The sequence below is a fragment of the Bacillus sp. ChL18 genome (assembly GCF_026241425.1).
GTDB classification, from domain to species: domain Bacteria; phylum Bacillota; class Bacilli; order Bacillales; family Bacillaceae; genus Bacillus; species Bacillus velezensis.
This window is the reverse complement of record NZ_JAPHWE010000001.1, coordinates 1181495-1194903: the sequence shown is the minus strand read 5'-3', so window position 1 is coordinate 1194903 and position 13409 is coordinate 1181495. Positions and strand designations below refer to the sequence as shown.

Annotated in this window: 1 protein-coding gene; it reads left to right on the top strand. The window is 50.2% G+C overall.

Going from position 1 to position 13409, the window contains the following annotated elements; translation table 11 throughout:
* Position 1: 1 nt before the first annotated feature.
* The gene (locus OQ477_RS05755) at positions 2-13408 is read left to right on the top strand and encodes an SDR family NAD(P)-dependent oxidoreductase (RefSeq protein ID WP_323054499.1); all 13407 of its coding nucleotides are present in this window, start codon (positions 2-4) and stop codon (positions 13406-13408) included.
* The last annotated feature ends 1 nt before the right edge of the window (position 13409 follow it).

Genomic DNA, 13409 nt, shown 5'->3' with positions numbered 1-13409 from the left:
CGTGAAGAACTTCAATAAGCAAATCACTTTATCGCTGAAAAATCCGTTTATTTTACATCATGACGTTTACGGACAAAAAGTCCTTCCGGGATTGGCTTATATTGATATGTTTTATCAGATTTTCAAAGAGCGCGGCTATTCATACGACGGGCTTCAGCTGCGCCATTTATCCATATATCAGCCGCTTATTGCGAAAGAAGACAGCGCCGTCAAGCTTACGGTTGAATGTACAAAGGTAAAAGCAGGGCGCTGGAAACTTACCGCAAAAGGGGCTGAGGTCAGCGGCGGACGAGTCCAGCCGGAAGAACGCATTTACGTCAAAGCGGAAATGCACGAGACGGCACCCGCAGTTTTCAGTGACACGCTTGATCTTGACTCTGTCAAACGCGAGGCGGAACGCACCATCAATTTAAATGAGCTGTATGCACAATGCAGAAGACAGGAATTGGTTCACAGCGGATATATGAAAGCAGAAGGAGAAGTTTTTGAGGAGCGGGACGGCGTCACCTTTGATGTATCGCTCGGAAAAGACGCGATGGGACAGGCCGGAGGGTTTTTGTTCCATCCGACTCTTCTTGACGGAAGCGGCGTCGGCGCAAACCTATTGATCTCATCGTTGTTAAATGGGGAAAAGAGGCTGTTTCTGCCTCTTTTCTACGAATCTTTTACAGCTTCTGAACCTTTGCAGGCCGGCTGCATCACGAGAATCAAACGTTCGTCGCTTCGGCAGGAAAAGGAGCTCATTTACATTACACTGGAGTTTTTTAACGCATCCGGCCGGAAAGTAGCCGAGCTGAAAGATTTCACAAGCAAGCTCGTGCGGGATGCCGAGCTGATCAATACAGAACGAAAGACTGCTGAGAAGTCTCCTGAAAAAGCCGGTTTACCGGAAGTTGCGGCATCGCTTGAAGGCGGACACCCGCATGAGGAAGCAGAACGGTATGTCATGAATCTGATGGCGGAAAAAATCGGCAAGCCGCTTGAACAGATTGATTCTCAAGTCGGCTACTATGAAATGGGGCTGACATCGTCCGGACTGCTTGACGTCGTCGAAACGATCAGCGAAAAAATCGGCGAAACCCTTTCTCCGACTTTGCTGTTTGAATATACGACGGCAGCAGAGCTGGCGGCTTTCCTGACTGAGCAGTACGGGAGCCATTTCAGCGCGTCTCCGGCAAAAATGGAGAAGCCGGTTGAGACGCAAACAGAAAAAAGGCGGAAAAGCAGTGTTCCGCAAGATGAAGATATCGCCATTATCGGCATGGCCGGCCGCTATCCGCAGGCCGAAAATATTCATGAATTCTGGGAAAACCTGAAAGAAGGAAAAAACTGTGTCACCGAAATTCCGGAGTCTCGCTGGGACTGGCGCCGGTTTGAAAATGTAAAGTCGCCTTCCGGAAAGAGCATTTCAAAATGGGGCGGATTTATCGATGATCCGGATTGCTTTGATCCCCAATTTTTCCGGATTACGCCGCGGGAAGCTGAAACAATGGACCCTCAGGAACGGCTGTTTTTACAAACATGCTGGGAAACGATTGAGGATGCCGGATATACGCCGAAGTCGCTCGCAGAGGCGCGCGGACGGAATAAGAGACAGCGCGTCGGCGTCTTCGCAGGGGTGATGCATAAGGATTATACGTTGGTCGGGGCTGAAGCTTCTTCTGAAGATCATGTATTCCCGCTTTCTCTTAATTATGCGCAAATCGCAAACAGAGTTTCATATTTTTGCAATTTTCACGGGCCGAGCATGGCGGTCGATACGGTCTGTTCATCTTCGCTGACTGCGGTTCACCTTGCTGCGGAAAGCATTCGGCGCGGGGAATGTGAATCGGCGGTTGCCGGAGGGGTCAACTTGTCGCTGCATCCGAATAAATATCTGACATACGGTTTATGGGACATGTTTTCAACAGACGGAGTTTGTCATACATTCGGGAAAGACGGAGACGGCTATGTACCGGCTGAAGGAATCGGTGCCGTTTTATTAAAACCGCTGCGAGAGGCGGTAAAAGACGGAGACCGGATTTATGCGGTGATAAAGGGCAGTGCCGTCAACCACGTGGGGACAGTGAGCGGAATTTCCGTGCCGAGTCCTGTCGCTCAAGCCGATTTGATTGAAGAATGCCTGGACAAAGCGGGCATCGATCCGCGCACAGTCAGTTATATTGAGGCGCACGGAACGGGAACTTCTCTCGGCGATCCGATTGAGGTTCAAGGCCTTGTCAAGGCGTTCCGCCAGTACACACAGGACAAACAGTTCTGTTCGATCGGATCAGTGAAGTCCAATATCGGCCATGCGGAATCGGCGGCGGGCATCAGCGGCTTAAGCAAAGTTGCCCTGCAGCTTCACCATAAAACTTTGGTGCCGTCTCTTCATTCCGAGGAGCTGAATCCGTATTTAGATTTTGAACAATCACCGTTTTACGTCCAGCATCATACCGAAGAGTGGCAGCAGCCTTCAGTGAAGGAAAACGGAAACGAAACCGTATATCCCCGGCGTGCTGGGATCAGTTCTTTCGGGGCGACAGGTTCAAACGTGCATCTCATTCTGGAGGAATTTATTCCGGAAGAATCACTCGGAACAAATGCTGAACCGGCGGAAGGACAGACATTCATTTTCCCGGTTTCGGCCCGAAATGAAGAACGGCTAAAAGAGTACGTTGCGAAGCTGTCTGCATTTATTCATCCCGGCCTGCCGCTTGAGGATGCGGCGTATACACTTCAGATCGGCCGTGAACAGATGGAGGAGCGGGTTGCGTTCACCGCTCAGAATATGACACAGCTCAAAGAGCGGCTGGAAGGCTTTCTGGCGGGTAAAACGGTCAGCGGGTGCTGGCGGAACCGAGCTGATAAAAGCAAACAGGCAGAGCTTGCTCCGGACTTGATACATAAATGGCTTTCTTCCGGAAGTCTGGAGATGATTGCTGAGAAGTGGGCCGGCGGAGGAACAATGGATTGGAATCTCTTATACGGTGAAAACAAACCGAATCGGGTCAGCCTGCCGACATATCCGTTTGAAAAAACACGGTATTGGGTGCCGAAGGCGGAGAAAAAAGATTCGTTACCGCAAAAAAATGCAGGCATGCTGCACCCGCTCCTGCATGAAAATGTATCAAACATGTCAGGCGTCCGTTTTCGGTCCTTTTTTAGCGGCGGAGAATTTTTCCTGAAAGATCACGTCGTCAAAAACGAGCGGACGTTACCGGGCGCGGCTTATCTGGAAATGGTTCGGGCGGCCGTTGAACACGCGGCAGAAACGAAGGAAGAAGGAACAGTCCGTCTGAAACATGTCGTATGGATACGTCCGTTTACAGCGGCGGATGAGTCCGCAGAACTGTATCTCCGCCTTTATGACGAAGAAAATGGAGAGATGGGATTTACGGTTTACAGTGAATCGGCTTCCTCGGAACTAGAGTCCGTTCTCTATGCGCAAGGAAGCGCGGCGTTTGTCCGAGCGGGCGAACCGGCCAAAATCGAGATTGACAAATTAAGAGAGTCACGCCGTCTGATCACACCTGACGCTTGCTATCAGGCATACAAACAAATGGGGATTGAATACGGGGATGCTCACAAAGCGGTCACGGAAATCTATGCAAAAGACAGCAAAGTGCTCGCGAAGCTCTCACTCCCGTCATCTATTTCTCATACAAAAGATCAGTTTGTCCTCAATCCGAGCCTTTTGGATGCGGCCTTCCACGCGACAATCGGGTTAATGCTTGACAGAGACGGGACTGACATACGGCCGATGCTGCCGTTTGCTCTCGAACAGATTGATGTGTTGAAAAGCTGTAAAAGCAATATGTGGGTTTCCATTGCGTACAGCGGCGAAAGCAAGCCTGAAGATGCCGTGCAGAAGCTGGATATTGATGTATGTGACGAACAAGGCAATGTATGTGTGAAAATGACTGGTTATTCCGCACGGGAAATTGAAACGGATAAAACAGATACACTATATTTTGAACACGTATGGGAAGAGAAGGCCGCTGTACATGAAAAAGCGCCGATCCATTTCAAAGCCCGTCACGTGATGATATCTGACCGGTTTACGGATCAAATGAACAGCATACAGACAGACTTCAGCTGTCATATGCTCCGTGATCAGCAAAAGAGTGAAGACGAACGGTTTGAAGCTTGTGCGCTTCAGGCGTTCGAAGAAGTGAAGAAAATCCTCGCTTCAAATTCCGGCGGGCGCGAGCTCATTCAGATTGTCGTGCCTCAAGAAGCGGATACGCAGCTCCTTTGCGGCTTAACGGGGCTTTTGAAAACAGCGGCGCTTGAAAACCCGAACCTGACCGGCCAGCTGATTGAATTGGAGCCGGACGTCAAGGCAGACACGCTGTCACGATATGTAAAAGAATGCAGCGCTCATCCTGATGACAAGCATATTCGCTATGAAAACGGTAGGCGCTATACGGCACAATGGCAGGAAACAGGACTTGAACAGTTCGGCGCCAAAAAGCCGTGGAAGGATAAAGGTGTTTATCTGATCACAGGCGGTGCAGGCGGTCTCGGATTTTTGTTCGCCAAAGAAATCGCCCGGCATGCAAAAGACGCCGTTCTTATTTTAACGGGGCGTTCTCTGTTGGATAACCGTAAAAAAGCCCAGCTTCAAGAACTGTCCGATCTCGGCGCGCAAGCCGTGTACAAACAAATGGACATGACGGAAAAACAAGAAGTTCAATCGCTCACAGCGGACATCTGCCGGCAGTACGGCGGCTTAAACGGTATCATACACAGCGCCGGAACGATAAAAGACAACTATATTCTGAAAAAGCACAAAGATGAAATCCGTGATGTACTGGCGCCGAAAGTCTCCGGACTGGTTCATCTTGATGAAGCGGCAAAGGACATTGAGCTTGATTTTCTGATTCTTTTCTCTTCCGGAGCCGGAAGCGCCGGAAGCGCGGGCCAGGCTGATTATGCGATGGCCAATGCGTTTATGAACGCCTTCAGTGAAAAAAGAAACCGTAAAAAAGCCCGAAATGAACGCTATGGACACACCCTTTCAATCTGCTGGCCGCTTTGGAAAGACGGCGGCATGACGGTTGATGCTGAAACGGAAGCCATGCTGACAAAAGAAAGCGGCATGGTCCCTATGCAAACAGAAAACGGCATTCATGCTTTGTACCGCGGGTGGGCGGCAAACACATCCCAAGTCATGGTGACGGAAGGCTACGCCGCAAAAATCCGGGCGTTTCTGAAAAAATCAGCGGATGATCAGCCGAATAAGGGCAGCGAAACGGAAGAAACGGCAGGTCTTACAGCAGGCGGAGAGAACATGCTTGCAGAAAAAACGAAGCATTTCTTGAAACAAGTGCTTTCGGAAGTGACCAAACTTCCTGTCGGCAAAATTGACGCCAAGGCGCCTATGGAAGATTACGGTATTGATTCGATTATGATTATGCATTTGACGGGCCGGCTGGAAAAGAGCTTCGGTTCATTGTCAAAAACATTGTTTTTCGAGTACCAGAATATCGAATCGCTGTCGCAGTATTTTATGAAAGCACACCGGGACACGCTGTTGGAAGTGACCGGGATGAAAACAGAAGAAACCCCTGCAGCCAAACCGGCGCTGTCTGAGAAAGCGAAAGTAAAGCCTGTTTCCAAACGGAATGAAGGCAAAAAAGGCTTTGCGCAAGTCCGTCCAGACACGCGGAAAAATCAGCAGCTGACGGAGCGTGAAGATATCGCGATTATCGGTATGTCAGGACGATATCCGCAGGCCGAAAATCTTCAGGAATTTTGGAAGAACTTGAGTGAAGGCACTGACTGCATAACCGAAATTCCAAACGATCGCTGGGATCACAGTCTTTATTACGACGCTGATAAAGATAAAGAAGGCAAGACGTATGGAAAATGGGGAGGATTTTTGAAAGACGTGGACAAATTTGATCCGCAATTCTTCTCTATTTCGCCCCGGGATGCAAAATTGATGGACCCGCAGGAGCGGTTATTCCTGCAATGTGTCTACGAAACGATGGAAGATGCCGGTTACACGCGCAAAAAGCTCACGGAAAAATCGGGTGATTTGCTTGGCGCCAATGTCGGTGTTTACGTCGGCGTCATGTATGAGGAATATCAGCTTTACGGAGCAGAAGAACAGGCGCGCGGAAAATCGCTTGCGCTGACCGGAAATCCGTCATCAATTGCGAACAGGGCTTCCTATGTATTCGGTTTTAACGGCCCGAGCATGGCTCTGGATACGATGTGCTCTTCTTCTTTAACAGCCATTCATCTGGCATGCCAAAGCTTGCGGAACGGGGAATGCGAAGCAGCATTTGCCGGGGGCGTCAATGTATCCGTTCATCCGAATAAATATTTGATGCTCGGCCAGAACAGATTTTTATCAAGCAAAGGCAGATGTGAAAGTTTTGGAGAAGGCGGGGACGGTTATGTGCCCGGTGAAGGAGTGGGCGCCGTACTCCTTAAGCCGCTTTCTAAAGCGAAAGCGGACGGTGATCATATTTACGGCCTGATCAAAGGAACAGCCGTGAACCATGATGGAAAAACAAACGGGTATTCCGTACCGAATCCGAACGCCCAAGCCGCGGTGATCAAACAGGCGTTAAAAGACGCGGGAACCGATCCGAGGGCGGTCAGCTACATCGAAGCCCACGGCACCGGGACTTCACTCGGCGATCCGATTGAAATCACGGGTCTGACAAAAGTCTTCTCAGAACAAACACAAGATAAACAGTTTTGTGCCATCGGCTCAGCGAAATCCAATATCGGGCACTGTGAAAGCGCGGCGGGCATCGCGGGGCTGACGAAGGTGCTGCTGCAAATGAAATACAAGAAGCTTGCGCCGTCACTGCATTCCCGGACGCTTAACCCGAATATTGATTTTCCGAGTACGCCGTTTAAAGTGCAGCAGACGCTTGAAGAGTGGAAAAGACCGGTCATAAATGATAAGGAATTGCCGAGAACCGCGGGACTTTCCTCATTCGGAGCCGGCGGCGTCAACGCTCATATCGTCATCGAAGAATATTCCGCTGATGAGGATAAGGAGACGGCTTTTGCCGCGCCTCATCCGTCGATGATCGTCCTTTCCGCGAAAAATGAGCAACGGCTTCAAAAACGGGCGGAACGTCTTCTTGATGCGCTGCGGAGCGGGCGTTACCGGGAAGCGGATCTGAGCCGGATCGCATATACGCTTCAAATCGGCCGTGAACCGATGGAAGAGCGTCTCGGAATGATTGTCAGCAATTTGCGCGAGCTTGAAGAGAAGCTTGACGAATTTACGGGCGGCAAGGAGTCAATTGACCAGCTCTACCGCGGACAAGTCAAACAGAATAAAGACACGATGGCGCTGTTTGCGGCTGATGAGGACATGGAAAAAACCATTGAGGCATGGCTTGAAAAAGGCAAAGCCGCAAAGGTATTAGAGCTTTGGGTGAAGGGTCTTCCGCTGAATTGGGATAAGCTGTATCAAATGGGCAGACCGCAAAAAATCAGTCTCCCGGCCTACCCGTTTGCAAAAGACCGTTATTGGATCGACATATCAGCAGATGCAGCTGTCAAAAAACCGGCCGACACACAGTCTGCGCCGATCGCACCGGCGGCCGTCCCGGAACCGGTCATTGAAGTAACAACTCTTCACGAGGAGACTGCCAAAGAAAAACCGTCAAACATTTCATTGCAGCCTTTGAGCGGCGCGAAACCGAAAAGAACCGTACAGTCTGTTTCCCGTCCGGCGGTTTCCGCTGAAAAAGTAAGTGCCGTATTGACCGAAAGTTTGGCAGACGTTTTATATATGGATGCCGACGATATCGACGCAGACGACACATTTATTGATATCGGTATGGATTCAATTACCGGTCTTGAATGGATAAAGTCTGTTAATAAAGTATACGGCACGTCCCTTACGGTGACGAAAGTATATGATTATCCGACAATCCGCCAGTTTGCGGCCTTCTTGCAAAAAGAGCTCGGAACAGAACCGATCCTTGAGGAAGCAACCGAACCGCAGAAAACAGAGGCCGTGAAAAAACCGTCAAACATACAGCTGCAGCCTTTAAACGCTCATAAGCAGCATGTGATACAAGCAGAAGCGGATATTCTGGAGGCGATGTCTGAAACGGCAGCTTCCGCCGAACCGGAAGAACCGATTGAAGCGGTGCATGACGAGTTATCAAAAGCACTGGCTGATGTATTGTACATGGAGCGGCATGAAGTAGATATTGATGAGGCCTTTATTGACTTGGGTATGGATTCGATTACCGGTCTTGAATGGATAAAGGCCGTCAATAAACGGTACGGCACGGACTGTAACGTAACGAAAGTGTATGATTATCCGACAATCCGCCAATTTGCCGATTTTCTGCGTACGCAGCCGTCCGTCCGCGGCAGAAAAAAACAGTCGGTTCCCGTACGTCCAAAGCCGCTTACGCAGCAACATGCCCCGCAGGAGAAAACACCTGACGAGCCTGAGAGATTAACGGTTCAAAAGGAACCTGAACCGGTGCAGGCCAAACGGGAGCCTAAAGATGAGATAGCGGACGCGATAGCCATCGTCGGCATGTCGGGCAAGTACCCGGATGCGCCGGACCTAAAGACGTATTGGGACAACTTAGCCCGTGCGAGAAACGCCATTCGCGACATCCCGCTTTCCCGCTGGGATGTAAACAAATACTATGATCCGGCCTTAAACAAGAAGGGCAAAGTATACTGCAGATCAATCGGTATGCTTGACGGCATTGAAGAGTTTGATCCGCTGTTCTTTAATATATCTCCGTCTGAAGCGGAACTTATGGACCCGCAGCACCGGATATTTTTACAGGAAGGTTTTAAAGCCTTTGAAGATGCGGGTTACAGCTCAAAAGAATTGAACGGGAAAAATTGCGGCGTTTATTTGGGGATTATGAACAATGAATACGGCATGATGTTAAACAAACATCAGACAGGAGGAAGCGCGACGGGCAACAGTTTCAGCATCGCGGCGGCCCGCCTGCCTTATTATCTCAATTTGAAAGGACCGGCCATTCCGATTGATACGGCATGTTCTTCATCTCTCGTCGGGACTCATTTGGCGCGTCAGGCGCTGTTGAATCATGAAATTGACATGGCGCTTGTCGGCGGCGTGACTTTGTATTTAACGCCTGAATCATACATCAGCATGTGTGAAGCCGGAATGCTGTCTCCTGACGGCCAATGTAAAGCATTTGATAACAGTGCGAACGGATTTGTGCCTGGCGAAGGCGCGGGGGCGCTCGTTTTGAAGAGGCTGAAAGATGCGGAAACCGATCAAGACCATATTTACGGAGTCATTATCGGATCTGGAATTAACCAGGACGGAAAAACCAACGGCATTACCGCACCAAGCGCGAAAAGCCAAATGGATTTAGAGCGTCAAGTGTATGAAGCGCACAACATCGACCCTGAGAGCATCACCTATGCGGAAATGCACGGCACAGGCACAAAGCAGGGGGATCCGATTGAACTAGAAGCCCTGTCTTCTGTATTTAAGGAAAAAACGGATCGCAAACAATTTTGCGCCATCGGTTCGGTTAAATCGAATATTGGGCATACGTCGGCGGCGGCAGGTGTAGCAAGCGTCCAGAAGGTTCTGCTGTCGATGAAGCATCAGCAGCTTGTGCCGACCCTTCATTTCAGCACGCCGAATGAACATTTTGATTTCGATGACTCGCCTTTATTTGTCAATACCGAACTCAAACCTTGGGAAACAGGCGGAGCACCGCGGCGGGCCTGTGTCAGCTCATTCGGCTACAGCGGCACAAACGCTCATCTCGTTATCGAAGAGTATCAGCCGAAAGACCGGGGAAGCCGTAAGCCTGATGAGACAAACATTTTTGTGCTGTCGGCGAAAAAAGCGCCCCAGGTAAAAACCTATGCCGAGTCTGTGATCGAATTTGCAAAAGCCAATCAGAATATCAATCTTTCAGATATGGCGTACACGCTTCAAACGGGGCGTGATGCGATGGATTACCGTCTTGCGGTTACAGCCGGTTCGAGAGAAGAACTGATCAGCCGTTTAACCGATTTTGTAAACGGAAATACGGGTGAAGGGATATATGAAGCCCATATCAAAACGGCTAAAAAAGAAATCAAATCATTTGAAACGGACGATGACCTGAAGCAGCTTGTGAGGTCATGGTTCGATAAGAAAAAATACGCCAAAATAGCGGAATTGTGGGCCAAAGGGCTTCAGATGGACTGGGACAGACTCTATCAAGGCGAAAAACCCCGCAGAATCAGTCTGCCGGCTTACCCATTTGCGAAGGAGCCGTACTGGCTGCCTGAGCCGAAAGCCGTTCCGCAGGAAACAGAAGACCGGCGCGAGGTTGTGCTTTTAGAAAAGCAATGGGTTCCGTGTGAGATCGATTCGGCCGGTGAGAAAAGCCGCAGGACGGTCATGATTCTGGCTGATGCAAGGACAGCGGAGCTAGCCGAAGAGACTGCGAAGCATTTCGCTGACTCGTTCATTCTCCCGGTCGATTCCGCTGACACTGCAGCTAGCGATTGGAATCACATAGATGGCGCAATCGATCTGACGGGATGCGGAGACGAAGATCCTTCACTGGAAGGGATCAGCCGGCTCCAGACTCTGATTGATACAAGCCGCCGGCAAGCGCGGCCGCTGACGCTGCTATATGTAACAAAAGGCTTGGAGCCATTTCAGCAGAAAACGATTCATCTTGCAGGAGCGGCAAAAAGCGGCCTGTACAGAATGCTTCAAAATGAGTATCAAAACGTGACGTCCAGACACATGGATGCCGATACAGATACGGATCAGCAGACGCTTGCCAAACAGATTGCAGATGAATTTTCGGCGGACAGCACAGAACCGGAAATCTGCCGCCGAAACGGACAGAGATACCGTGCTTTATTCAGGGAGATTCCAAGCGGGAAGCGAGCAGAACATAAGCCCGCACCGTTTCCTGAAGACCATGTGCTTTTCATTACCGGAGGCACGAGGGGACTGGGTCTCTTATGCGCCCGCCATTTCACAGAAAAACACGGCGTGAAAAAAGTAGTGCTGACAGGCAGGGAGCCGATTCCTCCCCGTCATGAACGGTCAGCTGTTAATACGAGGCTGAAAGAGAAGATCCGGGCGATTGAAGAGCTCGAAGCAAAAGGAGTGCAAGTGGCGGTGATCAGTCTGAAATTGTCTGATCATGATGCGGCGGCAGCGGAAATTGAAACAATCCGGCGCACGATGGGACCGATCGGCGGTGTCATTCACTGTGCGGGATCGGTTAATTCAGTAAATCCGGCGTTTATCAGAAAGACTGCCGACGACATACAAGAAGTGCTTGAACCGAAAGTCGCCGGGCTTCAAACATTAAGCAGCCTTTTCACAAATGATCCTTTGCAATTTTTTGTATTATTTTCTTCAGTATCTGCAGTCGTTCCGGCGCTCGCGGCGGGACAATCGGATTATGCGATGGCAAATGCGTACATGGATTATTTCGCGGCGGCTCATCAGCATCAATATCCGCTGGTCAGCATTCAATGGCCGAACTGGAAGGAAACCGGATTAGGTGAAGTCCGCACAGAAAGCCTGAAGCAGACCGGGCTGCTGGGACTGTCCAACGCGGAAGGACTTGACTTGCTGGACCGCATTTTATCTGAAAACATCCGCCCGTCCGTTCTGCCGGCTATCGTTGATCGGAGCGAATGGCATCCTGACAGGCTGCTCTGTCAAGAGAAAACACAAAAAGCCGTAATAAACGGCAAAGCCGCGGAAAAACATTCAGACAGAGACCTGCTTCTTGATACGAAGGCGTGGCTTGTGAAACTGTTTTCCGATGAGCTGAAAATCGCTCCGGAAGAACTGGAAACAGACGAACCGTTTCAGGATTACGGGGTTGATTCGATCATTTTAGCGCAGCTTTTACAGCAAATGAATCAAGCGCTCAAAGAGGACTTAGATCCGTCTGTTTTATATGAACATCCGACGATTGACGCGTTTGCCGAATGGCTTGTATCCAATGGGCAGCCGCTGCTTGCAGAAAGGGAGGAACCTGATACAGAAATGTTGGTTCCGGCTGCCGTACAAACGGTTCACACTGAACAAAAGCGTGATGCCGTAACTGAAGACATTGCTGTCGTCGGAATGAGCTGCCGTTTTCCGGGAGCGGAATCGTTAGACCAATATTGGGACTTGCTGAGAAGCGGCAGGTCCGCAATCGGCTCCGTCCCGGCGGAACGTTTCGGATATGCAAATCAATACGTTGCGGGATTGATTGACAATATGGATCACTTTGATTCCGAATTCTTTTTCATTCCGGAAAACGACGCGAAAGCGATGGACCCTCAGGCGTTGGCGGTGTTGGAAGAGAGCTTGAAACTTTGGTGCCATGCGGGCTATACCCGTGAAGAAATCAAGGGCATAGAAGCCGGTGTGTATATCGGAGGCCGCAGCCAGCATCAGCCTGAGCCTGAAAGTCTTGCGAATACCCGCAACCCGATCGTTGCGGGCGGGCAGAATTATTTAGCGGCAAACGTTTCGCAATTTTTTGATCTGCGCGGGCCGAGCATCGTGCTTGATACGGCTTGTTCATCGGCTTTGACAGGAATGAACATGGCCGTTCAGGCACTGAGAAGCGGCGATATCAAAGCGGCGGTAGTTGGCGGCGTCAGCCTGCTGAACACGGATGCGGCGCACCGGATGTTCCAAGAGCGCGGGCTGTTAAACGAAAAACCGGCATTTCACGTATTTGACAAGCGTTCAGGCGGAGTTGTCCTCGGTGAAGGCGTCGGCATGGTGCTGTTAAAAACAGTAAGCCAGGCGCAAAAAGACGGCGACACGATACACGCGGTCATTAAGGCCGCCGCCATGAACAATGACGGCAGAACGGCAGGCCCGTCAGCTCCTAATATGCAGGCGCAAAAAGACGTCATGCAAAGCGCGCTTTTCAAAAGCGGCAAAAAGCCGGAAGACATCACATATATCGAAGCAAACGGATCGGGTTCCGCGGTGACTGATTTGCTTGAGTTGAAGGCGATTCAATCCGTATACCGCTCAGGTCAGCATGTTCCGCTCGGCATCGGGTCAATCAAGCCGAACATCGGGCATCCGCTTTGCGCAGAAGGCATCGCAAGCTTCATTAAAGTCGTATTAATGCTGAAGCATAAACAAACGGTTCCGTTTCTCTCAGGAGACGAACCGATGCCGCATTTTAATATAACAAAGACAGATTTTCACTTTCATAAAACAGCCGGCGAATGGGATGCAGCCAGACCGTCAGCAGCCATCAACTGCTTTGCTGACGGCGGAACGAACGCCCACGTCATTCTGGAAGCTTGGGAAGAAAAAGATACCCGAATGAAAAGAAAGCCGCTGCCGGTACCGTCATTAAGACGTAAGGCTCTGGTAAAAGAGCCTGACGCACCGGCGGAGAAACAAGAGCTTCCTGCGAAAAAAATGTTCTGGAAAGCATTTAAATGAG